At 62.0% G+C, this 24,497-nt stretch carries 25 protein-coding genes, 3 tRNA genes and 1 pseudogene; 14 read left to right on the forward strand and 15 right to left on the reverse strand.

Features of this window, described 5'->3' with window-relative positions; all coding sequences use genetic code 11:
* Positions 1 to 2: 2 nt before the first annotated feature.
* From ABIB36_RS04585 to ABIB36_RS04600, 4 genes and pseudogenes are all read left to right on the forward strand, one after another.
* A complete protein-coding gene (locus ABIB36_RS04585) occupies positions 3 to 1,118 on the forward strand; it encodes a PDR/VanB family oxidoreductase (protein WP_084348393.1) in 1,116 nt (371 codons plus the stop codon).
* A gap of 18 nt (positions 1,119 to 1,136) precedes the next feature.
* The gene (locus ABIB36_RS04590) at positions 1,137 to 2,717 is read left to right on the forward strand and encodes a flavin-containing monooxygenase (protein WP_084348392.1); all 1,581 of its coding nucleotides are present in this window, start codon (positions 1,137 to 1,139) and stop codon (positions 2,715 to 2,717) included.
* Positions 2,714 to 3,550 carry an SDR family NAD(P)-dependent oxidoreductase gene (locus tag ABIB36_RS04595; protein ID WP_354560570.1) on the forward strand — a complete coding sequence of 279 codons (837 nt, stop codon included), beginning with the start codon at positions 2,714 to 2,716 and terminating at the stop codon, positions 3,548 to 3,550. The genes ABIB36_RS04590 and ABIB36_RS04595 overlap by 4 nt, the downstream gene beginning before the upstream one ends.
* A 198-nt stretch (positions 3,551 to 3,748) precedes the next feature.
* Positions 3,749 to 3,877: pseudogene (locus ABIB36_RS04600) on the forward strand (mammalian cell entry protein); the annotation flags it as partial.
* A 90-nt stretch (positions 3,878 to 3,967) separates the two neighbouring features.
* On the opposite strand, the gene ABIB36_RS04605 reads toward ABIB36_RS04600, so the two are convergent.
* Positions 3,968 to 5,695, reverse strand: coding sequence for an amidohydrolase (locus tag ABIB36_RS04605; protein ID WP_354560568.1), 1,728 nt, complete (start codon positions 5,693 to 5,695; stop codon positions 3,968 to 3,970).
* A 105-nt stretch (positions 5,696 to 5,800) separates the two neighbouring features.
* Positions 5,801 to 6,619 (reverse strand): SDR family oxidoreductase, encoded by an 819-nt coding sequence (locus ABIB36_RS04610; RefSeq protein ID WP_354560566.1) that lies wholly within the window; start codon positions 6,617 to 6,619, stop codon positions 5,801 to 5,803.
* 139 nt (positions 6,620 to 6,758) lie between these two features.
* Between ABIB36_RS04610 and ABIB36_RS04615 the strand changes: the two genes are divergently transcribed.
* Positions 6,759 to 7,358 carry a TetR/AcrR family transcriptional regulator gene (locus ABIB36_RS04615; RefSeq protein WP_354560564.1) on the forward strand — a complete coding sequence of 200 codons (600 nt, stop codon included), beginning with the start codon at positions 6,759 to 6,761 and terminating at the stop codon, positions 7,356 to 7,358.
* Positions 7,359 to 7,395: 37 nt separating this feature from the next.
* On the opposite strand, the gene ABIB36_RS04620 is transcribed toward ABIB36_RS04615, so the two are convergent.
* The 4 genes from ABIB36_RS04620 to ABIB36_RS04635 all read right to left on the reverse strand — a co-directional run bounded on the left by ABIB36_RS04620 (position 7,396) and on the right by ABIB36_RS04635 (position 8,728).
* On the reverse strand, positions 7,396 to 7,551 hold the full coding sequence (locus ABIB36_RS04620) for a hypothetical protein (protein ID WP_354560562.1): 156 nt from the start codon (positions 7,549 to 7,551) through the stop codon (positions 7,396 to 7,398).
* Positions 7,552 to 7,682: 131 nt separating this feature from the next.
* Positions 7,683 to 7,755 (reverse strand) — tRNA-Arg (locus ABIB36_RS04625).
* Between the two features lie 70 nt (positions 7,756 to 7,825).
* Positions 7,826 to 7,915 (reverse strand) — tRNA-Ser (locus tag ABIB36_RS04630).
* 84 nt (positions 7,916 to 7,999) lie between these two features.
* Positions 8,000 to 8,728 (reverse strand): dienelactone hydrolase family protein, encoded by a 729-nt coding sequence (locus ABIB36_RS04635; RefSeq protein ID WP_354560560.1) that lies wholly within the window; start codon positions 8,726 to 8,728, stop codon positions 8,000 to 8,002.
* Between the two features lie 91 nt (positions 8,729 to 8,819).
* Between ABIB36_RS04635 and hisC the strand changes: the two genes are divergently transcribed.
* Entirely contained in the window at positions 8,820 to 9,881 is a 1,062-nt protein-coding gene (hisC, locus tag ABIB36_RS04640; protein ID WP_354560558.1) for a histidinol-phosphate transaminase, read from the forward strand.
* Here the strand turns inward: hisC and ABIB36_RS04645 are convergent.
* Positions 9,865 to 10,806, reverse strand: coding sequence for an AraC family transcriptional regulator (locus ABIB36_RS04645; RefSeq protein WP_354560556.1), 942 nt, complete (start codon positions 10,804 to 10,806; stop codon positions 9,865 to 9,867). The two genes, hisC and ABIB36_RS04645, sit on opposite strands and share 17 nt — an antisense overlap.
* A 164-nt stretch (positions 10,807 to 10,970) precedes the next feature.
* Between ABIB36_RS04645 and ABIB36_RS04650 the strand changes: the two genes are divergently transcribed.
* Positions 10,971 to 11,765 carry an alpha/beta fold hydrolase gene (locus ABIB36_RS04650; protein WP_354560554.1) on the forward strand — a complete coding sequence of 265 codons (795 nt, stop codon included), beginning with the start codon at positions 10,971 to 10,973 and terminating at the stop codon, positions 11,763 to 11,765.
* 16 nt (positions 11,766 to 11,781) lie between these two features.
* Here the strand turns inward: ABIB36_RS04650 and ABIB36_RS04655 are convergent, their stop codons facing one another.
* On the reverse strand, positions 11,782 to 12,816 hold the full coding sequence (locus ABIB36_RS04655; RefSeq protein ID WP_084348384.1) for an alpha/beta hydrolase: 1,035 nt from the start codon (positions 12,814 to 12,816) through the stop codon (positions 11,782 to 11,784).
* Between the two features lie 357 nt (positions 12,817 to 13,173).
* Here ABIB36_RS04655 and ABIB36_RS04660 point away from each other — a divergent pair, with 357 nt between their 5' ends.
* Positions 13,174 to 13,515 (forward strand): excalibur calcium-binding domain-containing protein, encoded by a 342-nt coding sequence (locus ABIB36_RS04660; RefSeq protein ID WP_084348383.1) that lies wholly within the window; start codon positions 13,174 to 13,176, stop codon positions 13,513 to 13,515.
* A gap of 73 nt (positions 13,516 to 13,588) precedes the next feature.
* Here ABIB36_RS04660 and ABIB36_RS04665 read toward each other — a convergent pair whose 3' ends face one another.
* Positions 13,589 to 14,401: a formate/nitrite transporter family protein gene (locus tag ABIB36_RS04665; RefSeq protein ID WP_354560551.1), complete on the reverse strand. Its 813-nt coding sequence runs from the start codon at positions 14,399 to 14,401 to the stop codon at positions 13,589 to 13,591.
* A gap of 298 nt (positions 14,402 to 14,699) precedes the next feature.
* Here ABIB36_RS04665 and ABIB36_RS04670 point away from each other — a divergent pair, with 298 nt between their 5' ends.
* From ABIB36_RS04670 to ABIB36_RS04690, 5 genes are read left to right on the forward strand one after another with little or no spacing between them, the layout of a single operon-like run.
* Positions 14,700 to 17,726 (forward strand): sensor histidine kinase, encoded by a 3,027-nt coding sequence (locus ABIB36_RS04670; protein WP_354560549.1) that lies wholly within the window; start codon positions 14,700 to 14,702, stop codon positions 17,724 to 17,726.
* Positions 17,723 to 18,139: a roadblock/LC7 domain-containing protein gene (locus ABIB36_RS04675; RefSeq protein ID WP_084348380.1), complete on the forward strand. Its 417-nt coding sequence runs from the start codon at positions 17,723 to 17,725 to the stop codon at positions 18,137 to 18,139. Before ABIB36_RS04670 ends, ABIB36_RS04675 begins: the two co-directional genes overlap by 4 nt.
* 5 nt (positions 18,140 to 18,144) lie before the next feature.
* Positions 18,145 to 18,519: a DUF742 domain-containing protein gene (locus tag ABIB36_RS04680; protein ID WP_084348379.1), complete on the forward strand. Its 375-nt coding sequence runs from the start codon at positions 18,145 to 18,147 to the stop codon at positions 18,517 to 18,519.
* Positions 18,500 to 19,087 (forward strand): GTP-binding protein, encoded by a 588-nt coding sequence (locus ABIB36_RS04685; RefSeq protein WP_088941995.1) that lies wholly within the window; start codon positions 18,500 to 18,502, stop codon positions 19,085 to 19,087. Before ABIB36_RS04680 ends, ABIB36_RS04685 begins: the two co-directional genes overlap by 20 nt.
* A gap of 31 nt (positions 19,088 to 19,118) precedes the next feature.
* Positions 19,119 to 19,910, forward strand: coding sequence for an MHYT domain-containing protein (locus tag ABIB36_RS04690; protein ID WP_084348377.1), 792 nt, complete (start codon positions 19,119 to 19,121; stop codon positions 19,908 to 19,910).
* Here ABIB36_RS04690 and ABIB36_RS04695 read toward each other — a convergent pair.
* The 6 genes from ABIB36_RS04695 to ABIB36_RS04720 form a co-directional block, all read right to left on the reverse strand.
* On the reverse strand, positions 19,880 to 21,064 hold the full coding sequence (locus ABIB36_RS04695; RefSeq protein ID WP_354560546.1) for an RNA polymerase sigma factor: 1,185 nt from the start codon (positions 21,062 to 21,064) through the stop codon (positions 19,880 to 19,882). The two genes, ABIB36_RS04690 and ABIB36_RS04695, sit on opposite strands and share 31 nt — an antisense overlap.
* A 1-nt stretch (position 21,065) precedes the next feature.
* Complete coding sequence (locus tag ABIB36_RS04700) at positions 21,066 to 21,473, reverse strand: YciI family protein (RefSeq protein WP_354560544.1); 408 nt, start codon at positions 21,471 to 21,473, stop codon at positions 21,066 to 21,068.
* Positions 21,474 to 21,579: 106 nt separating this feature from the next.
* Positions 21,580 to 21,981, reverse strand: coding sequence for a nuclear transport factor 2 family protein (locus ABIB36_RS04705; protein ID WP_354560542.1), 402 nt, complete (start codon positions 21,979 to 21,981; stop codon positions 21,580 to 21,582).
* Between the two features lie 99 nt (positions 21,982 to 22,080).
* On the reverse strand, positions 22,081 to 22,515 hold the full coding sequence (locus ABIB36_RS04710; protein WP_256895889.1) for a DUF732 domain-containing protein: 435 nt from the start codon (positions 22,513 to 22,515) through the stop codon (positions 22,081 to 22,083).
* 168 nt (positions 22,516 to 22,683) lie between these two features.
* Positions 22,684 to 22,773, reverse strand: a tRNA-Ser gene (locus ABIB36_RS04715).
* A 48-nt stretch (positions 22,774 to 22,821) separates the two neighbouring features.
* Positions 22,822 to 23,322: a MarR family winged helix-turn-helix transcriptional regulator gene (locus ABIB36_RS04720; protein ID WP_373270556.1), complete on the reverse strand. Its 501-nt coding sequence runs from the start codon at positions 23,320 to 23,322 to the stop codon at positions 22,822 to 22,824.
* Between the two features lie 151 nt (positions 23,323 to 23,473).
* On the opposite strand from ABIB36_RS04720, the gene ABIB36_RS04725 reads away from it, so the two are divergent.
* Positions 23,474 to 24,463 carry an NAD(P)H-quinone oxidoreductase gene (locus tag ABIB36_RS04725; protein ID WP_354560540.1) on the forward strand — a complete coding sequence of 330 codons (990 nt, stop codon included), beginning with the start codon at positions 23,474 to 23,476 and terminating at the stop codon, positions 24,461 to 24,463.
* The last annotated feature ends 34 nt before the right edge of the window (positions 24,464 to 24,497 follow it).

Consider the following 24,497-nt stretch of genomic DNA (forward strand, 5'->3'; position numbering starts at 1 on the left):
GCATGAATCCAGAACCGACATCTGTCGAAACCCGCGGTCACCTTGGCGACATCACCGTTGTCGATCCAGGTCTCGGGTTGCGGGCTATCGGAGCCGCGTCCCGGATCTACGCCAAGCTGGTAACGGACTCATCGATCATCACGGCTCTTTCTCCCGCGCGACCTCGAAGAGGCACCGGATACGAGTTCGCAACAACCATCGACGATATCGTCGTCGAAACAGAGGACGTCCGCTCGCTCTTACTGCGGCGCAACGACGGCGTTCCGCTTCCTTCGTGGCTACCAGGCGCGCACATCGACATCATCACACCGTCCGGGGAACTGCGTCAGTACTCACTCGCCGGCCAACCCTCCGAGGGCGAGCACTACCGGATCAGCGTTCGGAAGGTCCCCGGCGGCCGAGTGTCCAACGAGATCCACGGCCTCGAGCGCGGCGACATCATTCGAGTCAGGGGGCCGCGCAATGCCTTTCCGATGGCGCGAGCGGACAACTATCTCTTCGTCGCAGCGGGAATCGGCATCACCCCTATTCGCTCGATGATCGAGCGGGCCGTAGAGGACAACGCTCGTTGGACGCTCTATTACCACGGTCGATCACGCGCAAGCCTGCCTTTCGTCGCGGACCTCGGTCGGTTGGCTCTTGCTTCGGGTGGGCGTCTGATTCTCGCGGCCGACGATGTGGACGGTATGCCGAACCCTGCCATGATCGTGGACCTCGCAGAAGCCGACTCCGCGATGTACGTGTGCGGACCGGCGGCGCTCTCGAGGAGGCTTCGCGACGAGTCGATACGAAACCACAGAATTCAGGAGTTTCATGCCGAACTTTTCGCTCCGCCGGCAGTAGTCGACGGTAAGCCCTTCACGCTCCATTTGAACCGTTCGGGTGAAACGATTGCCGTTGGCGCACAGGAGACTGCACTCGATGCGCTACGCCGGACGAGGCCCGATCAACCGTACTCGTGTCGTCAGGGGTTCTGCGGGGTCTGCGTCGTCGGCCTCGTCGAGGGCCGCGTAGATCATCGCGACCGTGTACTCGACGCCACCGAGCGGCAGACCACGCTCACCCCGTGTGTATCTCGAGCTGCCGTCGACAACGAAGTCGTCGTCCTCGATCTGTAAGAAGGAGTCGAAACCCTCATGACCACAACTGTTTCGGACACATCTGCCAATGAGCACGACGCCTCCGACAACCTGGCAGTCTCCGTCGTCGACGTCGCGATCATCGGGGCCGGATTCGGCGGCCTCGGTGCAGCAATCCGCCTTCAGCAGGAAGGTCGTGGTGACTTTCTGATCTTCGAGCGCGACGATGCGGTCGGCGGAACGTGGCACGTCAATACTTATCCCGGCGCCCAGTGCGATATCCCCTCGGCGCTGTACTCCTTCTCTTTTGCGCCCAACCCGGACTGGACCCGCCTCTACCCTCTTCAGCCCGAGATCGAGGCCTACCTGAACGACTGCACCGACCGGTTCGGCATCCGAAACCGTATCCGCTTCGGCCACGAGGTGCTGGATGCAACGTGGAACGACGACGAGGCCAGATGGCTGGTGACGACATCGGCGGGAACCTGGTCGGCACGCATACTCGTCGGCGCACTCGGACCCTTCAGCGAACCCGCCAAGCCGAATATTGCCGGCCTGGAGTATTTTTCGGGCTCGGTCTTCCATTCCGCGGAATGGGATCACGAACACTGCGCTCGCGGTCGGCGAATTGCGGTGATCGGTACCGGGGCGTCCGCGGTGCAGTTCGTCCCGCGGATCGCACCCGAGGCCGCTCATCTGACCGTGTTCCAGCGGACTCCGACGTGGATACTGCCACACCCCGACCGGTCGATCTCCGAATCCGGACGATCGATGCTCCGAAAGTTCCCCCCGCTGCAACGCATGATGCGACGCACGTTCGACTTGTTCCAGGAAGCGTTGGTGCCCGGCCTCATTCACCACCGATCGCTGCTCGCACCCCTGACCGTGCTCGGACGAGCACATTTGCGTCGCCAGGTGAAGGATCCGGTATTGCGCACGAAGCTCACTCCCGATTATGCGTTCGGCTGCAAGCGACCGACGTTCTCGAACAAGTTCTATCCCGCACTGTCCCGGGACAACGTCACCGTCGAAACAACCGGCATCGCAGAAGTTGTGTCGGCGGGCATCGTGACCACCGACGGGCGAACTCACGAGGTGGACACCATCGTCCTGGGAACTGGTTTCACCGTCGCCGGTCATTCGGGGTTCCGTCGCATCCGCGGCCGCGAGGGACAGTCGTTGGCAGATGCGTGGCCGTCGGGAGAGATGTCTTCGTACCGAGGTACGACCGTGCACGGGTTCCCGAACTTCTTCATGCTCCTCGGCCCCAACTCGGTCGTCTACACCTCACAGGTAGTCACGATCGAAGCGCAGGTGAACTACATCCTGGAGGCACTGCGGGTCATGGACGTCAAAACCATTGCGGCGCTGGAGGTCAGTCGGAAGGCTCAGACCGAGTTCGCCGACTACACCGATGCCACGCTCGAGGGTTCGGTATGGAACTCGGGCGGATGCAGTAGCTACTACCTGAGCCCATCCGGGCGCAATGTCACCTACTGGCCGGGCTCGGTGCGTAACTTCACCCGCCGCATGTCCACGATCGACCTCTGCCACTACGAGTACCGCGTCGGCAGCGCTTCCGATCCGAAAGAACCGAAGACTGGCGACGACCCGGCACTGGCCAAGGACCGCTCATGAGTCGCCACATCTCTCTTCCCGGCAAAGTTGCGCTGGTGACCGGCGGGGCGCGGGGCATCGGCGCTGCAACAGTCGAGAAATTGCTGGCAGCAAGTGCGTGTGTCGCAGTTGTCGATCGAGACATACCTTCACAGGCGCGTTCATCCGAACGAGTTCTCTTCCTCTCGGCCGACGTGACCGACTCCGAGGCGATGGTGGAGTGCGTCCGTCGAACGGTGACGGCCTTCGGCGCACTCGACATCGTGGTGGCCAATGCGGGCATCACTCCGCCGCCGGCAACAATTCGGACAGTCGAACGCAATGTCTTCGACTCGGTGATGGCCGTCAATTTCGGCGGCGTGCTGAACATCGTGCGAGCGGCAGCAGATGAGATCGTCGCCAGCGGTGGGCACATGCTGTTGGTGTCCTCGTGCGCCGCGTTCACACCTGGCATGGGTGGGGTTCCGTACATGGTGAGCAAGGCGGCCGTCGAACAGCTCGGACGCGGATTGCGCATCGAACTGGCTGCGTTCGGAGCCTCCGCCGGGCTCGCGTACTTCGGCGTGGTGGACACCGGCCTGGCTCGCGACACACTCGACAACGACCCGATGGGCAAGCGAATCGGTCAGCTTCTCCCCTGGCCACTGAACCGAAGATTGTCTGCTGAACGTGCTGCAGATCTGTTGGTCGACGCGGCCCGAACTCGTCGTGCTCGGATAGTCGCCCCTGCGGTGTGGCTGCCGTACTTCTGGCTCCGCGGGATCCTCAATCCCGTGCTCGAGTGGAAGCTCGCACGCGACCGGAAACTCACTGCTCTGCTGCGCGAAGTGGAACAGGCGCAATCCCCGGGATAGCTGCTGCCCGATACGAGCCACCAAACGGTGGAAGTCGTCAGTAGTCAGGAGATTCGGAGGTGGGCTGTGAGATCTCGGCTGGTCAGGATTCAGCTCATCGCACTGGTGGTCGTTACCGTCGCCGGCATCGTCTTCGTCGGTGGAAAGTACGTTCGGATCGATAACCTCCTCGGATTCGGGCAGTACCGGGTCCATGCCCGGATAGTCTTCGCCGATCCTGAAACACCGCAACCATGGGACGGCAAGCCCAAGGTGGATCCGGACAAGCTCAACCTCAACCCGATCGCATCGCAGCTCGCACCGCTCGTCGGAGCATCGCCGAGGTGATCGGCAGGCTCTTCTAAGACGTCACCATCGATAAAGTGCACCGACGAGGTCATCGAACTGGTGTTGCGGTTGTAACCGGTGCCCCAGCTTTCAGCAGCGGTGAATGCGTTCACCGACGTCGGCGATTGCCGAGTGGTGCTCGGACGGGTCAGTTGCTCGAACCTGTTCGAGAAAGGCGTCGAGGTCGATCGGCTTGCCACCCACCCAAGTCCCCTCGACCGAGACATCGGCAGTCAGCCGGGAGGCTTCAACTTCATAGGGGTCGCGCGAAAGTACGGTGAAGTCCGCGAGCTTTCCGACCTCGATCGAACCGATCTCGTGATCTCGATGCAAGACGTGCGCCGCATTGATCGTCTGGGCTTTGATGGCGTCATCCAGACTGATGATCTGCTCCGGGCCATGTAGCTGTCCGGACGGAGTTCTCCGCGTGATCACGGTCTGAATGTTCAGCAGCACATCGGGCGGACTCACCATGCCGTCATTGTGGAATGCCACGACGGCACCTGCACGGAACGCGTCTCCGATCCGCTGCCACTGCGCCCCGATCGAGCTGTCGAAGATCTCGCCGTCCAGCAAGTCTCCCCAGTAGATCAGCTGGTAAGGCCCCATCGACAACACGACGCCAAGATTCGCAGCGCGCTCGAACTGATCTCCCCTGCAGGCACCGAGGTGTTCCACCCGCCACCGGTGATCTGTTGCAGTCAGATTGTTGAGCGCCAGCGCGCGCTCGTAGGCATCGAGAACGATATCGAGTCCGACGTCGCCGTTGACATGGAACGCGAACTGAAATCCTTTGTCGGCGTAGGAAGAAAGAGTCGCGTCCAGTTCGGCTCGCGAGTAGTTCATCTTCGTCTCGTAGGTCGCGCCGGGAGCAATCTGCGCATTACGAGTGGTCGGGGTATCCAGGTAGGGGAAGGAAATCGCAATCGTTCCGACCCACGGGGCACCGTCTGCCCACAGCTTGATGCCTTGTTTGCGCAGCATGTTGTCTGGGATCGGCGAGCTGAACGGCTCGCCACAGGTCGACTCGGTCGACACGTGATAGAGCGAGACCCGAATCGGGCAATCCGACGTCGAGGCCAACGCCTCGAAGATCGGCTTGCTGTCATCGGAGTACGAGTGATCCGACGTCGCGGTCACTCCGTGGCGAGCCATGAGCGCATACCACTGCGCGCACGAGTGCAGCGGATGACTGACGATCTTCGGCAGCATCGGCGTCAGCACCTGAGCGATTGCCGAACTTTCGTAAGCCAGTCCGTTCGAGGAGCCGTCCTCGTTGCGCCCGAACGACGCGCCGGCGGGATCGGTCGGCGGTGTGCCGTTCGGCCAGCCCAGCGCGGCGATCACGCCCGAGTTGAAGTACACCTCGTGGCCCGAGTTGTCGAAGACGATCGCTGCTCGATCAGGAAAGTAGGCGTCGAGCTGCACCCGGTCGAGCTCCGGCGCTCCTTGAAGCATTCGATCGAGGCCGTTGAACAACAGTGGCTGACCGGCAGGCTCCTCTGCGTTGGCCTTGCGGAAGAGCGCATCGACGTCGGCAAACGACGGGTAGCCGACGTAGGGAGCAATCCAATAGGCCGGTGCCTGTGTGACGAGCCCGGAGAGTCCAGGGTGATTGTGCGAGTCGATGAAACCAGGCATCAGAACACTGGGCCCCAGGTCGGTCACCGTCGCATCGGGAGCGGCACCTTGGCAGTCAGCCAAGGTGCCTACCGCAAGAATCACACCGGTCTCGGTGTCCACCGCAACGGCTTCCGCGCGCGGACGCTCGGCGTCGACTGTGATCACTGTCGATGCCTTGACGATGACGTGAGACATCAGTTGCTCCTCAGATCGGGCGAAGGATCACCATATAGCCGAGCAGACCGGACAGCTGGGATCTATCACTCCTACGGAAGCTCTGGTTCGTCCCTTGCGGGATCGTCAGCTCTTACTCTTCGCCTCGACGCGGCCGACGAAATGATCCATGGTGTTGTTGACGCCGAGCTGATTCATTACTTTGTCGAACCAGCGAACCGGGAGCACCCGGGCAGGCGACAACAGGTTCACGAATCGGGGCATGATCAACTCGTGTCGGCCCTTCTCGATCGCTGTCAGGGTCTTCTCCGCCACGAACTCGGGGGTGAGGATCGGTAGGAGGAGTGGGTATTTCGTCTGCACGCCCTTGAACATGCCGGTGCTGACGAAGTACGGGCACACAACCAACGAGTTGACGCCTGCGTTGGCTTTCGAGAGCTCCACACGCAGTGATTCAGCGAAACCGAAGGCGGCGAACTTGCTCGCGGAGTAGTCGGTTTGCTTGGCGACCCCCACAAGCCCAGCGGCGCTGGAAACGGTGACGACGGTACCGCGACGGTTCTCGATCATGTTGCCGAGGAAGGCCCGGGTGACCCAGAAGAGGGAAAGCGTGTTCACGCGGATCGTTCGCTCGATGGCGTCGTCGGAGGCGTCGAGGAGGTTCTTGCCGGTGACGATCCCCGCGTTGTTGATCAGGACGTCGATAGGCCCCGTTTCCTTCGCGGCGGCCTGGACGGAATCGCGATCGGACACATCAACGGTGTAGGCCGCGGCAGAGTGACCCGCGGCAACGATCTCCTGGCTGACATTCCTGCCGGCTTCGTCGGAAAGATCCCACACGATGACCCGGGCCCCGCGCTCAGCAGCGCCCAAGGCGAGAAGTCGGCCGATACCACTGCCGCCGCCGGTGACCAAGACGGTTTGGTTCCTCAGGGAATGGGACACAATTCTTCTCCTAGCGGTAGACGGCGATGAAGCAACACCAATACCTCCAGTATTGACCAACTGGTCAATGAGCGCAATGTGACTCTGGGCAACCTCATACCTGCTGGCCATACACCTGCGCAGGTCTAGGCTCTCGAGAGTGGTCGGAGCAAAGAAGTCAGAACCCGAGCGGCGCAGTGACATCCTCGCCGCCGCAAAATTGGTGGCGCTCGATGGCGGACTGGAAACAGTCACGGCCCGGACTGTCGCTGCAGAAGCTGATCTCTCCAGCGGCCTCGTCTACTTCTACTACCAAACCAAGAACGGATTGCTTCACGCTCTGCTTGCTCGACTACTCGAAACAACCTTGGACGGGCCGGAAGACGGGTTCGGCGAGGACCTTCCCGCAGACGTCGCCCTCCACGAGATGATCACCACAGAACTGGAAGGCCTCCACACTCAGCGTGATGAAGTCGACCTACTTTTCCAGTTCTATTTCTTCCGAAGAAGCATCGATTTTCGTGACCAGATCGACACGGGTCTCCGTTTGTATACCGACGCGATTCACCCCGTCACCGACCGATTCGCCCGGGAACACGATCTCGATCCCGACGCTTTCCGGTCCACACTCGTCGCGCTCATCCAAGGAGCTGCGATAGACGTCGTACGTAGGCCCGAAAGCTTCAGTGCCGCGAATCTTCTTCAAGTCGTTGCTGCCCTCGCAACATCGACACCTCGCCACTCCGAGGGCGCAATCTGAGCTCGTCCGCATTCTCGATGAGCGAATCAGCCCAGCGTCAGGTGCGAGTGTTTCGCTTCACCCAACCCCACGCAGCGGTCGCTGCGAACAACACGATCCCGAGGATTGCCAACCAGAGCAAGCCTTTGACAACGAACCCGAGGATGACGAACACCAGCCACACGACGAGCAACAATCCAATGAGTCCAAGCATCCCCCGATCATGACAGACGCTTACGTCCGCTCGGTCGGAGCCCATCGAAACGGACACCCTGGGTCCTCGGAATCAAAGACAGAAAAATAGCCTCGCACTGTGCGTTTCCGCAAGTACGAGGCTATTTCTTGTGCGCCCGAAGGGATTCGAACCCCTAACCTCCTGATCCGTAGTCAGGTGCTCTATCCGTTGAGCTACGGGCGCATGTTCAATTGTGTTGATCCTTACGAATCAACGGTCCTGCGTCAAACTGGCTGGTCCTTGCGGATCAGCTTGGCGGAGGCGAGAGGATTTGAACCTCCGGACCCGGTGAAGGGTCAAGTCATTAGCAGTGACTCCCATTCGGCCGCTCTGGCACGCCTCCTAGGCTGCCGGCCCTCTCGGACCGCCGAGGAACGAGATTACACACGGTTGAGAGGAGAACGCAAAACGCCTGGTCATATCCCGATCAGCGAAGGAACGAGTCGAACCAATCGAAAATTCTGGCCTGAGCTTCGATCAGCGCGGCAGTTGCCGGGTCTTCATCTTCGGCGCTACCGAGCGAAGGCTGCGGTTCGTCGGCGCGGTGGCGGAGTCCGCTGTAGCTGACGACGTTGGTGGCTACGGATGACCGTGTGGCTGCGTCACGGAGGCCCTCGATGTGCTCCGGTGGGGTCCTGGGGTCGTTCTCGCCGTACAGACCCAACCAGGGCGCCTGGAGCGCAGGCGCGGCGTCGATCAATGCGACAGCGTCGGCGTTCAATGGTTCGACGATGCCCGCCGCCGCGACGCTGACGGCTGCACCGATCGGTCGGTTCGTTGCGACGATCAGCGCCGCAGTTCCGGCGTCGTCGAACCCGATGACTCCGACGCAGTCCGGATAGACACCCCGCGAGGTGAGCCAGTCGAAAGTCGCGTCGAAGTCGGAGAACAGATTTTCGCCGAAGACCTCTTCGCCCTCCGTTCCTCGGTGGAACAGGTCCGGGGCGACGGCCAGCCATCCTTCGAGTGCGAGCGCGCGCAGCAAGTCCAGTAGCGATTCCGGTAGCTCGCGGGATTCGTGCAGCACTACGATCCCGCCTCGGACGTGCCCTTCCGGGGAGATGGCCGTCAGCGGCACCTTGTGCTCCCCAGGCGGTTGCTCATCGTCGTCCGCGTCGATTCGGAGCACTGCCACATCCGTGAAGATTCCCGACATGACACCAAAATAGTGCGACAGGCCACGCTCCGCTGGATTACCGGCGGACGCACAGGAAATGATCCGCCCCACCTGGCGCATAATGTGAGCCGTGACCGCCCGCATCCGCACCGACCTCGACGCAATCCCCGCCTACGTACCCGGACGCAACTTCCCGGGCGCGATCAAGCTGGCCAGCAACGAGACGACACAGGGTCCGCTCTCGGGCGTCCGCGAGAAGATCGCCGAGTCGGTCGTCACCGTCAACCGCTACCCCGACATCCGCGCCACTGCCCTCGTGGACGCCGTCGCCGCGCACGTGAAGGTCGACCCGGCCAATGTCGCAGTCGGCAACGGATCGGTGGCGCTGTGCCAGGAAGTCGTCCAGGTCATGTGCGGCCCGGGTGACGAAGTGTTGTACGCGTGGCGGTCCTTCGAGGCGTACCCGATCATCGCGCGCGTCGCCGGTGCAACGCCGGTCGAGGTCCCCCTGAACGCGGAGCACGTGCACGATCTCGACGCCATGCTCGCCGCGATCACCGAGCGCACCCGCGTGATATTCGTCTGCAACCCGAACAATCCTTCCGGCACGGTCGTGGCCAGATCTGCACTCGAGCGGTTCCTCGACGCGGTGCCCGCACATGTCCTCGTGGTGCTGGACGAGGCCTATTTCGAGTACGCCCGCGAAAACCCGGAGGGCGAGTACACCGACGGTGTCGAACTGGCCCGCGACCATCGCAACGTTCTGGTTCTCCGCACCTTCTCCAAGGCGTACGGGCTGGCCGGACTACGGGTGGGATATGCCGTCGGCGATCCGGCGGTCATCGCCGCGATGAGCAAAGTGCGCATCGCTTTCGCGGTGAGCTCCGTCGCTCAGCAGGCAGCGCTGGCATCGCTCGAAGCAAAGGACGAGCTCCTCGCCCGTACCGATACCCTTGTCGCAGAACGTGAACGGGTGCGCACTGCACTGATCGAGCTGGGTTACGACGTCGCACCCTCGGAGGCGAACTTCGTATTCCTACCACTCGGCACCCTCTCCGGTCCCTACACCGAAGCCGCAGCAGAAGCTGGAATACTGTTGCGCGCCTACGGAAACGACGGGGTTCGCATCACAATAGGCGACCCGCACGAGAACGACGCCTTCCTGAAGTACGCAGCTACCGCCGCTCACTGATGGTCCGCGCCTGCCGAGGGCTCATCCCGAACTCCTCACGGAACACCGCATTGAAGGTACTGACCGAGCCGAACCCCGACTGATGGGCGATCTCGGCGACCGATCGGTGACGCTGAGCTGGATCGTCGAGCCGAGCACGAGCTCGAACGAGCCGGCTGGTCCGAATCATCTCCGAAGGGCTGGTGCCCACCGACTGCGTCACGGCCTGCACATGCCGCAGCGACCAGCCGAGGCGTCGAGCAAGGGTTTTCGGGGTAAGAGTCGGGTCGTCGGACTGCGTTTTCACGAGTGCCGACGCGGCCTGTGCGACGTCCGGCCACCGCGACACATCGGATGCGACCCCGACCAGCATCCGGGTGAGAGCATCGGATACCTCACGAAAGCTGCTCGCCGAGAGGGTATCTCGCTGCGCGGATAGCTGCTCGGTCATTGCAGCTGCTACCGCGCCCATACCGGTGGCAAGGTCGAGAACCCGAGGCTTCACGGGAACGACCGAACGGGGCCAGGCCGATTCCGGGACGCTCACCACCCATGCTCGCGCGCCCGGGCCGTGCTCGATGGAGAAGGGAGCTGCCATCGACATCGCGACCGCGGCGCCCGGGCCCACGATCGCGCGATCGTCACCGTACGCACATCGAAACGTGCCCGCCCGAGGGACCACGACGCGCAGGCTCCGATCGTCGTCGGAGCGAGCAGCTACGGCGCTTCTCGAGTAGACGATGGCATCGGAACTGAACTCCACCAGTTGAAATTCTTCGGACCGCTGCACGACGGTCTTGCCACTGAAACCCATCGTTTCGTCGAATGCGAAATCGAGACCACCATGGTTGAAGCGAACGTGCTCACGCCAGAACCCCGGCCGATCCGTGGCAGGCAACAGTGTGGTGTCGATCGTCGACACGACGTAGTCCGCTGTGGCAGTCATAAGTTTCTACCTTTCGCGCCTGAATCCGTGCGCCCGGCCGTCGATTCCGTGCGCGTCACCGGCAGACCCGTCGCATACATGCGCCCTACCGTGCAGAGAGTACACGTGTCCTCCATCACAGCGGAGGGGTCACAACGGCGGCAAGAATCTGTCAGGAGTCCGGAATGAACACGATCCAGGTCAACGGCGCGACGCTGTCCTACGAGGTATCAGGACCGCAGGACGGCACCCCCGTCGTCCTCAGTCATTCACTGTTCTTCGATCATCGAATGTTCGACGCGTTGGCCGAACTACTGGCCTCCGCAGGGCACCGCGTCTTCGCGTACGACCACCGCAATCACGGCGAGAGTTCGACGCATTCGCGCGCCGACGTGACCGTGGACATCCTGACCGAAGACGCTGCTGCGTTCATCGAAGAACTGCAACTGGGTCGCGTGCATTTCCTGGGAAACTCACTCGGCGGATTCGTCGCGCTTCGATTGGCGGCGAGGCGACCCGAGTTGCTGCTGTCCGCCGTCGCAATGGGCTCTTCGGCGGAGGAGGAGCATCAACTGGAGGCGTTTGCTCCCCTTGTCGAGCGACTGGCCGACATTGGGGGAAGCGAGAATATCGACATCGTTTTGTACATCATGTTCGGAGACACCAGCTTGTCCGCAGGCACACCCGCCGTCGAGGAGTGGCGCGGCCGGATCGCGGAGCTGAAGCCCAGCATCGGCGACTCTGCCTACCAGGTGATTCACCGGTCGCGAATCGTCGACGAATTGAACGGCTGCACGGTGCCGGTACTCGCGATCTCCGGCACGGAGGATCATGCGTACCCGCCGCCCATCTCGGACGTCAACATTGCCGAGGCATCCGGTGGCAGCTACCGGAGTGTCGAAGCTGCGGGCCACTCGGTATCGCTCGAGCAACCCGCAGCCGTTGCCGAGCACGTGCTCGCGCACTTCTCGGCGATCTGACCCCGGTGCGCGAGTCCTAGATGTTCAGCGCGTCGCGGAGCGTCGGCCAGGACTCGCGCAGATCGTCCTGCCAGTACGGCCACTGGTGGATTCCGTACGGCCGGTAGACGAACTTGGCTGGGATGCGAATAGATCGAAGTTTGGTGTCGAACAACGTTGTGCAGTAGAGCGCGGCAGCTTCGAGCGGCCCACCCATGGCGGCCGACTCGATGCCGGTGCCGCCCGGTCCGAGTTCGTACGGGCCGGGCAAACCGGTGCCGACGGAAATATAGATGTCCTTGCCGCGCAGGGCTTCTGCATTTCGAGACGGGTCATGCTCGGCCCACTTCGGGTCGGCGTTCTCACCCCACATATTGCTCGCATTACCACCATTGGTTGCGACAGTGGCGCGAACGGCATCCTTCAGGTTCGGCTGCGAGTTGTCGTAGCAGCCGCTCAGGCCTGCCACACCCGTATAGAGATCGGGGTGACGGGTAATGAGATCCATCGCGCCCTGCGCGCCCATGGAGACTCCCGCGATCGCATTGGTGCCGTTGCCGGCGAACTGAGCATCGATCAGCGGGGGAAGTTCCGACGTCAGGAACGTCTCCCACATATTGACACCGAGGATTGGGTCCGGCGCATTCCAGTTGGTGTAGTAGCTACTCGAACCACCTACGGGAAGCACGACGTTGACGTCTTTGTCGGCGAAGAAGTCCACGATGTCGGTCTTCTGCGTCCACGTGCTCTCGGCGTAGTCGGACTCTTTGCCGGCACTGACGCCGTCGAGCATGTACAGAGTGGGGCGCGGGCCGCCCCTTGCAGGCAACAACACCTGAACCTGAACGATCTTGTTCATCGAAGGCGACTGCACGAACACGGCAGCACGACGGGGCGTGATCATGTCGATATGGTCGATCCGAGCCGAGAGCGACGGTCCGGACTCACCGAACGGCGTCACGGCAGCATCGGAGCTTCCGGTCCCGGGGAGCGGTTGAGCAGACACCACACCGGTCCCAAGTATCGACAGCGCAATGCTGGTTCCCAGCGCTGCCAGAACACGACGGTGCATTCGACTGACCCATCCTCCCCCGCCACACCCGTTCGGGCGCAACACGAACAACTTCTGATTCAACGCAACCCACCAGTAGGTACGCCTACTGCGGCCCGCGGTTCCGCCCAGAGTAGCCCTGTTAGAGGTCGTACAAAAGTTCTGTCGATTCTTTGGGACATATCCAAGCAAGCCGCATGAGCAGGGTCTCAGCGGGCGTAGCGAGAGATCGCACACACCGATACCTTCGATCGGAACCTCGGCGCGCGCAGGTAGACGGGTTCTCGAGGGCGTCATTCGATCGAATGACTTCGTTGACTGTTCAAACTCCGTAGCTAAAAGATCGACATTTCCAACCCCCTCTTTCAGGAGCTATGAATGACAAGCAAGACCCTCTTCGCCCGAATTGGATTCGGTGGCGTCGTACTCGCCGCAGCAATGATGACGACACCGGCCGTTGCCGCAGCAGATCCGATCACCGACTTCTTGTGCGGCACCGGCTCGGCACAGTTCTGCCCGCCACCGCTTGCACCATTCCTCCCACCACCACCTCCACCAGCGCCGGCTCCCCAGAGTGCACCGCCTGCACAAGCTCCCAGCACGTTCCAGTACAAGAACTGCACCGAGGCACGTGACGCCGGTGCGGCCCCCGTCTATCGCGACGAATATGGATACGGCCCCCATCTGGACCGCGACAACGACGGCATCGGCTGCGAGTAGAAGTCCGTCCACGGCACCGGTCGTGCTTGCGCGAGCAAATACGACCGGTGCCGCTCATCGATCGGCTGGACCGCTAATCGGGATGACGCTCGCGCTCGGACTTCACCAATTCCTTGGTTCGTACCAAGCGGAGGGTGGTGACAAGTACGACGCCACCGATGATGTTGAAACCCACCGTGTACCCGAACCAGTCGATCCACGCTCGGTAACCGATGTCCGCACCCGCGTGAATGGCCCCGAAGATCAGCAGGGAGTCCAGGATCGAGTGGAAGAGCTGCAATCCGGCCAGCAGGAATGCAGCCGACATCGCCGCGATGATCTTCGCGACGTCGGAATTGGTTCCCTGCTGCATGCGGGTCAGCAGGGTCATCGTGCTGCCGCCCAGGATCGCCAGGCAGATCGACTGCAGGTTCAGGGGGGAGTCGACGAAGTGGTGCGCGGATTCCGACAGTACTGCCTGCCATTGCGGGAAGGCGTGCGCGACCAGCCACATCACACACCACCCGCCTGCCAGGTTCGCCAGCAACGTCCCGATCCACAGCTTCGCCAACTGCGCGGGAGTGCCGTTGCGGGAGACCAACGCCGCGATCGGCATGAGGAAGTCCTCGGTGAACAATTCGCCGTGGGCCAGGAAGATCGCCACCAGGCCGATTCCGAACGCAAGCCCCGCCAGTAGATGGTTATCGGTCTCGTACAGCACCGCCAGATAGGCCATGACACCCAGAGCAACTTCGAGACCGCCGAAGAATCCTGTGATCAGCACCGCGCGCACGGTTCGATGCAGACGCTCACCGCCTTCGGAGACGACGGCATCGAAACTCTCCTCGAGTTCCTCTTCGAGCGGACCGTCGTTGTCACCGTCGTTACGTCGCGCTTCTTCGCTCATCCGCAGGTAGTACCCGCTAGTCACCATTCGATACCTGCTCGTCGGCGCAGTGCTACATGCGGCCGGATTCGGTTCGTCGAAACGGCCAAGTCTCCAGCATTCGACACCGAAAATGCTAGGTAAACAGGGCCGGAGTTGCTTAAACCCGGACATTAGAGACTGTAAACCTGATAAATCGACATCATTCTGTTACGGTTCAAATCGATTTCGTTCGACTGCACTTAGTCGGGTCGAGTCGATCAATGCCCAACGGGGGATAACAGATTTCAATGGCAGACACGAAGAGGCATTGGACCGCATGAAAGACGATGCACAGACAACCTCGTGGTGGTCGATCGGCGAATGGCGCCTCGGCTGGAAGGTTATCGCAGTTTTCGCGGTTCCGATGCTCGTCGCCGTTCTTTTCGGTGGCCTCCGGATCCAGAGCGAACTGACCGATGCCGCGGACCTCAATACGTCCGCCGAACGTGCCTTCGCCGTTCCTGCGGCACTTCGGCTGGAGCAAGCTCTCAAGGCAGTGACAGTTGCGGCTGCTTCCGGAGCCGACACCGCCACAGCGACCGCACAAGCGACAATCGCGCTGCAGGATTTCAATGTTGCCGCGAACGTGTTCCGGACCGACCCAAAGCTCAGTGGCCTGGTCGACAAGTCTCTGCAGAACAGCCGGGCACTCATCGACGAGGTTCCGACCAGCTCTGAACGGCCCATCCAGCTGGTCGCTCGCTACAGTCAGGTGTCGACCGAGCTCTGGATCCCGTTCTCAGATCTTCTGTCCAAATCCGAGCTACCCCTTCTGCGTGAGCGTGGTGCCGAGTTGGCGCCTTTGTGGGGCGCCCGTCGAACATTGGCCAATCAGCACATTCTGTTCGGCAACGGCGAAGTCGATCCACAATCGCGCATCATCCTTATTTCCACTGCTGGTGCAGAACTTGGCAGTCTCGGTGGTCTCATGCCACTGGCTACGCCCGGTGGAGTACTTCCGCCAGTCGAGGCGGACCCCTCGCAGGACCCCTTGGCCGCGCTGAACTCTCTACGCGCATCCACTCAGAGTCGCCTGGGCGCAATCGCGGCAACACCCCCAGGATCCCCTTCGAGCAGGGAGATCGGCCTCGGACTCCAAGCCAGTAGCGATCAGTACGACGCCATCGCCGATGCCGCAATCGCGCGGTTCGTCCCCACCGCGAACTCCGAAACCGGCGCCGCCCAATCCGCAGCGCTTCGAGACGCCGCGCTGGTCGTCGGCACCGTCCTCGCAGCCCTCGCCCTCGCGCTCGTCATCAGTCGCTCGCTGGTCGAACCTATCCAGCGCCTGCGTTTTGCCGCGCTCACAGCAGCACGTCATGGACTTCCCGAGGCGATCGAAAGAATCCGCGCCGGCGAGCGAATAGTCGACCTCGAGATACCTCGCGTACCTGTAGAGACACACGAGGAGATCGGGCAACTCGCACGCGCAGTCGACGACATGCACGGGCAGGCAATCACATTGGCCGGCGAGCAAGCTACTCTCCGCCGCCAGGTCAACGACATGTTCGAAACGCTTTCCCGTCGAAACAAGTCCCTCGTCGAACAACAGCTCGTGCTCATCGAGCAACTCGAAAAAGACGAAGACGACCCGAATCGCCTCGAGAATCTCTTCCGCCTCGATCACATCGCCGCCCGAATGCGACGCAACAGCGATAATCTCCTCATCCTCTCCGGCAACGAAGGACGTCGCGCACGAACCGCACCGATCGCACTTGCCGACGCTCTACGCGCCTCAGCTTCCGGTGTCGAGGACTATCTGCGTGTCGAACTCGGACAAATTCTGTCTGCTGTCGTCAGTGGCAAGGCCAGTGCAGACGTAGTGCACCTCGTCACCGAACTACTGGACAACGCCCTGCGCTACTCACCGCCCGAAACTACAGTGACGATCGACGCCGCACGCACCAACGACGGTTCCGTGCTCGTAGAAATCTCCGATCTGGGTATCGGAATGTCACCGGACGACTTACTCGACGCCAACAAACGCCTCTCTTCCGGAGGCGAGATGAGCCCCGATACCGCGCGCCACATGGGGCTGTTCGTGGTCAGCCGTATCAGCCTTCGCTACGGTATTTCAGTACGTCTACGCCCGTCCGCAGGCACATCCGATCGCAGTGGCATCACTGCGATGGTTCATCTGCCGATCGCACTTCTCGAGGCGTCACGCGACACGGCGATCAGAACGTCGACGGCTGCACTTGCCTCTCAGGCTCGCGCAACATTGTCGGTTCACTCCGTCGCGGCGGGTACCCCTACATCAAGTCAAGGCGCCGTCTCATTCCCGGTAGCAGGCGCCCATAATCCCGATGTTTCGGTGGCATCAGGGAACTGGCTACCCAATCGTCAATCTTCACACCCTGTTGCTTCCACTGTGCCGCCAGCTGTTTCAGGTACGTCCTCTGCATTTGCTTCGCAGACCAACTCCAGCGCCCTTCCCATGGCGAGCGGACTTCCACGCCGCACCCCAGGGAGCAGTGGGGTACCCGGTACCGCCAATGCCTTCACGACCCAACCGATAGCTCCACCGCCGCCCAAGGCGGAAATGGTTGTCGACCAACCGGATACAGGCGAGTTCCCCGCCGCTGGACCTGTGCCCAGAGCCCCGTTCGGCGCTCCGAACCCGAACGTCACAGCGGCGTTCTTCTCGTCCCGGCCGCGCGACTCGACACCACGTCGCATCCCAACTCCACCGCGCGAAACGCCACCACCTCGTGACTGGACGGCACCTCGAGACCTGACTCCACCGCGCGAAACCACACCACCTCGCGACTGGACTCCACCCCGAGACCCGACCCCACCGCGCGAAACCACACCACCTCGCGACTGGACTCCACCCCGAGACCCGACCCCACCGTCCGTGGGCGTCTTCAGCGCGAACGCTCCCGAGGCCGGCTCTGACGTTCCACCGATTGCATCGCCGATCTTTGCCGGAATGGTGTCCGAGTGGCTTATCGACCCCACGGACGACGAGTCCGGTGCCACAAACGGCAGCATCTGGACAACCGAGGCTGACGAGGGATGGGTTGCCGCTCACGCGTCGACGGACATGCCCTCCAGCAAGATGGCCGATTCGGGACTCCCGATCCGGGACCGCGGTGCGCGGTTGGTTCCCGGAACTGTCAGGCCCACCAATAGCTCTGCCCGTTCCGGATCCCACCGTCAACGCGTCGACCCGGAAACGATCAGACGCGGGTGGAGTGACTACCAATCCGGCCTCAGCCGGGGCCGCCGACACGTTAACAGCGAGAACAACACAGCGTTGCACTCGATAACACATGTGCAGAAAGACGAAGGAGAACAGTGAATTCTGTCGGAGCCCCAGAAACTCCTCGCGCACTCGACTGGTTGGTGTCGGGTTTTGCACGCGACGTTCCGGGAGTAAGCCACGCCATCATCGTCTCTGCCGATGGATTGTTGAGCGCGGCGAGCTCACACCTTCCTCTGGATCGTGCGGACCAGTTGGCCGCCGTCACATCCGGACTCGCCAGTCTCTCTGCCGGCGCGTCTCGGCTGTTCGACGGCGGCGCAGTTCTGCAATCGGTGGTCGAGATGGAAAACGGCTACCTACTCCTCATGGGCGTCGGCACTGGTGCCTATCTTGCTGCGCTAGCCGTAGCGGGATGCGACATCGGTCAGATCGGTTTCGAAATGGTCACTCTGGTCGATCGAGTCGGAACGACCATGGACATCGCTCCTAGATCAGGTCGGGATACCTGACGTCGATGCCCCAAAACTACTCCGAGCACGCTGATCCCGAACCGAGTCTCGTTCGCTCGTACGCCATCACCGAAGGTAGGACGAAGCCGTCCATCGACCTTCCGCTCGAAGCGATCGTCGCAACGGTAGAGGATGTCATCGCAAGCGGCCTGGCGCCCGAAGACATTCGCGCGTCGATTGTCGCGCTCTGCGGGCAGCGCATCTCGATCGCGGAAATCGGCGCATACCTCGGTGTACCGATCGGGGTGGCTCGGGTTCTGGTGGCGGATCTCGTTGTCAGCGGGGCATTGAAAGTGCAAGCCACTCTGCGAAGCGACGCGACTGCGGTCGAGCGCCGCGAATTGATCGAAAGGACCCTCCGTGGACTTCGGCAACTCTGACGCGCCTTCTCGCGTCACGTCGACAAAGATCGTGATCGCCGGAGGATTCGGCGTCGGAAAGACCACCCTTGTCGGGACGGTCTCCGAGATCGTCCCCTTGCGCACCGAAGCGATGGTGACCGACGCCAGTGACGGCATCGATCACCTCAGCTCGACACCGAACAAAGAGACGACAACAGTCGCAATGGATTTCGGCCGCATCTCGCTCGCCGACGACCTGGTTCTCTACCTGTTCGGCACACCCGGTCAGCGGCGATTCTGGTTCATGTGGGACGACCTCATCACGGGCGCGATCGGCGCGGTCATCCTTGTCGACACGCGCCGTCTCGAAGACAGCTTTGCCGCTGTCGACTTCTTCGAAGCCCGTGGTTTGCCGTTCATCGTGGCAGTCAACCGTTTCGACGATGCTCCCGTACATGCAACAAATGACCTTCGTCAAGCTCTCGCGTTGTCCGACCACGTACCGATGATCGACGTCGACGCGCGTAACCGAGAATCGTCGAAGCAGGCCTTGATCACGATCACCGAGTACGCGCTCGAACGTATCGCGGCGACAGCGCCCTGCTGACACCCGGACAAAAACAAACCTAAGGACTGGCATGTCGGACGAAATGAACCATTTCTCCATGGGGCTCTGGCTGCTCGGGTTGGCGTTCGCGATTGGAGTCTCGGGATCGGTCATCGGTTTGGCGTGTGCCCGACACGGCATGGCGGCAAGGCACCCCGCGGCGCGAATGCGCTGGTTTTTCATGGGCGCATTGTCCATCGGTGGTGTCGGTATCTGGTTGATGCACTTCGTCGCGATGCTCGGGTTTGCGTTACCCGGCAGTCCCCTTCGCTACAGTCTGACGTGGACGATCATCTCGGCTCTGATTGCCGTAATCGCGGTCTTCGCCGCGTTGTACATGCTCGGAACCGAGTTCAGTTGGTCGCGGCTCATAGCCTCCGGCTCCCTCGTCGGCATGGGGATCACCGTCATGCATTACACGGGCATGCAGGCCGTGCAGTTTCAGGGCCAGATCAACTACAACACGCTCTTCGTCGCACTCTCACTCGTGATCGCTGTCGTTGGCGCCACAGCCGCATTATGGTTCATGATGGCGATGGGGTCCACCACGCTGCGACTCATCGCCGGTCCGATCCTGGGGATCGCCATAGTCGGTATGCATTACACCGGAATGGCCGCGGTGGAAATTGTCCGCGACACGTCCGCACCCGCACCCGTCGGACTCGCGTTGTTCCCGTTCATCTTTCCAGTCTTCGTCCTCGGGCTTCTCACGCTGGCAGTGCCGATCGTCGCCATCATGACAGTTCGCGACCGCGAGATCGCCCGCATGGACGCCACTTCAGACGACCTCGCTCACGAAGCACGAAAGTTCGCTGACCGGTAAATAAACGGTTGGTTCGGTTGGAGTTTCCGCAACCGCGCCGCCTGCAGTGTGAGGTGGTGTCGCTCGGCGAGAGTGGGAGCGGTTCGGGCAGCTTCGGCGTAGGGATCCGCCGCGATAGGTAGATCACCCGCTTTTTCGTGCAGGTACGCCGACGCGGCCGCGTACCGCGGCATTGTCGAGTCGACGGCCGCCAGAGCCGCGAGGCCGGCTGCCGCGCCGTCGGCCTCCCCGATCGCGACGGCACGATTGAGCTGCACGACCGGACTGTCGTTGAGCGAAAGCAGTTCGTCGTACCAACCGACGATCTGAACCCAGTCTGTCTCCTCTGCGCGCGGTGCATCGGCGTGCAGGGCAGCGATCGCGGCCTGCGCCTGGAATTCACCGAGCCGATCGCGACGTAGGGCTCTCTGCAGAATCACGACGCCTTCGGCGATGAGCGCGGTGTCCCATCGAGAACGATCCTGTTCGGGCAAGGCAACCAGGGTGCCGTCGGATCGGGTCCGCGCCGGCCTCCGGGCGTGGTGTAGCAGCATCAACGCCAACAGCCCGGCAGTCTCCTCGTCCGTCGTCGTTCCGGCCAGCTGCCGGGTGAGCCGAATCGCCTCGGCTGCCAGGTCGACGTCACCGGTGTAGCCCTCGTTGAAGATCAGATACAGCACGCGCAGCACGGTTGCGAGGTCACCGGCATCTTCGAACCGCACGTCGCGAACAGTGCGTTTCGCCCGGCTGATTCGCTGAGCCATCGTCGCCTCGGGAACGAGATAGGCCTGAGCGATCTGCCGGGTGGTCAATCCCCCGATCGCACGAAGCGTCAAAGCCACTGCGGACGAAGGAGTAAGCGACGGATGAGCGCACAGGAAGAACAGCTGCAACGCATCGTCGACGCTTTCGACCGGTCCTGGCATCGGCTGGGCATCGACGCGCAGTTCTCTGTCCCGTCGTGCTGTCTCCGATCGGTGCGCGTCGAGAAACTTGCGCCAGGCGACCTTGACCAGCCATCCCTTCGGGTCGTCGGGTGGACGGTCCGGCCACGTCGACGCTGCTCGAATCAATGCTTCCTGCACGGCATCCTCGGCCGTCGCGAAGTCGACTCCGCGATGGACGAGGACGCCGATCACTGCGGGAGTCAGTTCTCGCAGCACAGCCTCGTTCATGTCAATCGCTGATGGTCGTGGGCGTGCCCATCAGTGGTCGCACCTCGAGCCACTCGTGGATCGGCTTGCCACCCGCCCCCGGCGCCGCCGACAACTCGCCTGCCAGCTCCAGCGCACGCTCGTACGTGTCGACGTCGATGATCATGAAACCGGCGATCAGATCCTTGGTCTCGGCGAACGGCCCGTCGGTGACGGGCGGCTTGCCCTCGCCGTCGTACCGCACCCACGAGCCCTCGGGCCGAAGCGCCTGGCTGGTCACGAACTCTCCCGCACCCTCGAGCTTGGCCGCGAAATCGTTCATGTACTGCATATGGTCGTCGACCTCCTGCGGGGTCCACTGATCCATGGGAACGTCGTTGACGGCCTCGGGAGCGCCGCGGTAGTGCTTGAGAAACAGATACTTCGCCATCAGGGTCTCCTTGCGTTCCGTGCAGCCCTACCGCTGCATCCAACCCTGGGACGGAGCGGCCGGTCCGGTTTCGACAACGTTGTGCGCGTCTATCGGAAACTTTTCCCTACACCGCTCGATACTGCGCGGCCTCCGCGGTGATCTGCGGAAACTGAGCACCCATCGCCTCGGACAAGGCCATCGCCGCGGACAGCGGGCGGACCATCACCACGAAGTCGTCGATCAAGCCGTTCTCGTCGAGGTGGAGGAAATCGCATCCGTTGATCTTCTTGCCGTCGACCGTCGCTTCGAAAACGAGCGCATGGTCGCGTCCGTCGACGCTCTCGATCGTCTTCGTGTAGTGGAAATTCGCGAAGACTCGGAGGACGCCACGCAGGATGGCCGACGTAATCGCCTTGCCGTCATAAGGTTTGGACGCAACCGGGCTAGTGAATCGCACATTTTCGGCCAGGAGCGTCTCCACTGCGCTGTGATCGCCGGACTCGACGGCATCGGTGAACTTCCGCATGGCCCATGCTCCTGTTTCGTTCTTCGCTCGGATATCCAGTTCGACGTGGATTTTAGATGTGATTCCACGCGAGCGAACGATCTTTCACTGGAGACGACCTCAGTTGACGGTCAGCTTTCCGACGTTCGTCGTGCAGTAGATCGGAACGGCGATGTTGATCAACGTGCGGGACTGGGCGTCGTCGAGTCCGGTCGTCTCCGCAATCTTGACTCTGGTGGCGTCGAGGCTGGTGTCGCCGGACAGCTCGTCGCAGGCCGTGCGAGCGGCCGCGACCTGATCTTCGGTGCTCCCGAAGCTGATGTCTTGACTCTCGAGCGCCTGAAGGTACGCAGTGTCCTGGACGTTCCCCACCGCAGCCGACGCGGTGGCCTTGACACTGCTGGCCGCGGCCGAGGCGCTACCCTGCACCTCGCTCGCGACACTGGACGCAATTTCGCGAGTGCTACTCGCCGATGCGTCGGTGGAGTTCGCATTCTCGGTGTCGTTGTCGCTGCACGCCGCCGCGAACAATACGAGTCCACAGAGTGCAGACATGGCCACAGTGCGCTTCATCGCCGCGGTGCGTTTCATGAAGACGAGCATCCCGCTGACCGCCGCCCGCCACATCATCCGTCGCGGATGAAACAGTGACGGTACTGGTCGTTCTCGCACGGAAACCGAAAAGGCCCTGACCTACACCGACTGGTGAGATCAGGGCCTTGGTGGCGGAAGCGGAGGGATTTGAACCCCCGGACGCTTTTACACGTCTCTCGCTTTCAAGGCGAGTGCATTGGGCCGCTCTGCCACGCTTCCGTAGAAGATACTAAACGCCCCGTGCGCCGCGGGGCGAATCGCGGTCGGTCAGCGCGCCTGGACCTCCGACTCCCCCATCGCTGCGTCTACCTCCTCGAAGATGTCGCCGAGCACCGTCAGCTGCCGCCTTGTCAGCAGATCGACCAAATGCTTCCGGACGCTCGACACATGCGTCGGAGCCGCTTCGGCGAGCCTTCGGGCGCCTTCTTCGGTGATGACGGCGAGCACACCTCTGCCGTCGTCGGCGCAGGTGTTGCGCAAGACCATCCCGTCGCCTTCCATGCGGCGAATCTGGTGGGTCAGCCGGCTACGCGAGGACAGGACGCCGTCGGCGAGATCGCTCATACGTACCGATCCGTCCGGTGATTCGGACAGCATCACCAATATCCGGTACTCCGCCATCGTCAGTCCATGTGCGTCCTGTAAATCCTTGTTGAGTACCCCCATCAATCGTTGGCCGCCGTCTACATAGGCGCGCCACGCTCTCATTTCCGCAGCATCGAGCCACTGCGGGTCCCCCCCTGGACCAAAGGATCTTTCGGCCGTCACCCGACCATATTAGGCAAGGACTGCTACCGGTTAGTAGATCCCTGCCACTGATGTCCGATTTGTCCCGACAATACTTGCCGAAAACTTGCCGGGATTTGCACTCCGCTGGGACGTTGAATGGGACTACAACGCCGCGCCTACGCTGGAAGCCATGCACGCAATCACTCTGACCGAGTTCGGGTCCCCCGACGTCATGGCGTGGACCGAGGTCCCCGATCCGCGCCCGGGCCGTGGCCAGGTCGTCGTCGACGTCGCTGCCACCGCGATCAACCGCGCCGATCTCATGCAGCGGCAAGGCCACTACCCTCCGCCTCCCGGTGCGAGCGAAATTATGGGGCTCGAATGCTCGGGCGTGATTTCCGAGCTCGGCGAGGGCGTACACGACTGGAACGTCGGCGACCGAGTGTGCGCACTACTCGCGGGAGGCGGTTACGCCGAGCAGGTTCTCGTGCCGTCGACCCAGTTGTTCCCCATTCCCGGTGAACTCGACCTGCATGCGGCAGCGGCACTTCCCGAGGTGGCATCGACCGTCTGGTCGAATCTGGTCATGTACGGCGGCATGCGATCCGGACAGGTCCTGTTGATCCACGGCGGCGGCAGCGGCATCGGCACGCACGCCATTCAGGTGGCAAAGGCATTCGGTGTCACCGTCGCAGTCACAGCCGGCTCGACATACAAACTCGACTTCTGCAGGACGCTCGGTGCCGACATCACCATCGACTACAAGAACCAGGATTTCGTCGAGGTGCTGCGGTCCGAAACCGACGGCCACGGCGCCGATCTGATACTAGACAACATGGGCGCAAAGTACTTGCAGCCCAACGTGAATGCGCTCGCAATGGATGGCACCCTCATCACGATCGGCATGCAGGGCGGCGTCAAGGGTGAGTTGAACTTCGGCGCACTGCTCGGCAAACGCGGAACCATCCACGCCGCCGGGTTACGCGGCAGACCCGAAACCGGACCTTCGAGTAAAGCAAACATCGTCTCGGACATGACCGCTCGCCTGTGGCCGATGATCAGCGAAGGACAGATCAGTCCCATCATCCACGCCGAAATTCCAATTATCGATGCGGCACAGGGACATCGAATGCTCGACGCCGAAGACACCATCGGCAAGGTGATCCTGCGAGTACAGTAACCGTGCAGTAGAGCCCGGCGGCACCTACCTCGTG

It is taken from the genome of Rhodococcus sp. UYP9 (assembly GCF_040547235.1).
In the GTDB taxonomy this organism is placed as follows: domain Bacteria; phylum Actinomycetota; class Actinomycetes; order Mycobacteriales; family Mycobacteriaceae; genus Rhodococcoides.

Bases quoted from the DNA above. Each gene is read 5' to 3' on its own strand.
- ABIB36_RS04655 (WP_084348384.1), bottom strand. From the start codon at position 12,816: ATGCACCGTCGTGTTCTGGCAGCGCTGGGAACCAGCATTGCGCTGTCG.
- ABIB36_RS04680 (WP_084348379.1), top strand. From the start codon at position 18,145: ATGCCCCAAAACTACTCCGAGCACGCTGATCCCGAACCGAGTCTCGTT.
- ABIB36_RS04700 (WP_354560544.1), bottom strand. From the start codon at position 21,473: ATGGCGAAGTATCTGTTTCTCAAGCACTACCGCGGCGCTCCCGAGGCC.
- ABIB36_RS04725 (WP_354560540.1), top strand. From the start codon at position 23,474: ATGCACGCAATCACTCTGACCGAGTTCGGGTCCCCCGACGTCATGGCG.
- ABIB36_RS04605 (WP_354560568.1), bottom strand. From the start codon at position 5,695: ATGTCTCACGTCATCGTCAAGGCATCGACAGTGATCACAGTCGACGCC.
- ABIB36_RS04590 (WP_084348392.1), top strand. From the start codon at position 1,137: ATGACCACAACTGTTTCGGACACATCTGCCAATGAGCACGACGCCTCC.
- ABIB36_RS04645 (WP_354560556.1), bottom strand. From the start codon at position 10,806: ATGACTGCCACAGCGGACTACGTCGTGTCGACGATCGACACCACACTG.
- ABIB36_RS04595 (WP_354560570.1), top strand. From the start codon at position 2,714: ATGAGTCGCCACATCTCTCTTCCCGGCAAAGTTGCGCTGGTGACCGGC.
- ABIB36_RS04690 (WP_084348377.1), top strand. From the start codon at position 19,119: ATGTCGGACGAAATGAACCATTTCTCCATGGGGCTCTGGCTGCTCGGG.
- ABIB36_RS04660 (WP_084348383.1), top strand. From the start codon at position 13,174: ATGACAAGCAAGACCCTCTTCGCCCGAATTGGATTCGGTGGCGTCGTA.
- ABIB36_RS04670 (WP_354560549.1), top strand. From the start codon at position 14,700: ATGAAAGACGATGCACAGACAACCTCGTGGTGGTCGATCGGCGAATGG.
- ABIB36_RS04705 (WP_354560542.1), bottom strand. From the start codon at position 21,981: ATGCGGAAGTTCACCGATGCCGTCGAGTCCGGCGATCACAGCGCAGTG.
- ABIB36_RS04635 (WP_354560560.1), bottom strand. From the start codon at position 8,728: ATGTCGGGAATCTTCACGGATGTGGCAGTGCTCCGAATCGACGCGGAC.
- ABIB36_RS04665 (WP_354560551.1), bottom strand. From the start codon at position 14,401: ATGAGCGAAGAAGCGCGACGTAACGACGGTGACAACGACGGTCCGCTC.
- ABIB36_RS04585 (WP_084348393.1), top strand. From the start codon at position 3: ATGAATCCAGAACCGACATCTGTCGAAACCCGCGGTCACCTTGGCGAC.
- ABIB36_RS04695 (WP_354560546.1), bottom strand. From the start codon at position 21,064: ATGAACGAGGCTGTGCTGCGAGAACTGACTCCCGCAGTGATCGGCGTC.
- ABIB36_RS04620 (WP_354560562.1), bottom strand. From the start codon at position 7,551: ATGCTTGGACTCATTGGATTGTTGCTCGTCGTGTGGCTGGTGTTCGTC.
- ABIB36_RS04710 (WP_256895889.1), bottom strand. From the start codon at position 22,515: ATGTCTGCACTCTGTGGACTCGTATTGTTCGCGGCGGCGTGCAGCGAC.
- ABIB36_RS04650 (WP_354560554.1), top strand. From the start codon at position 10,971: ATGAACACGATCCAGGTCAACGGCGCGACGCTGTCCTACGAGGTATCA.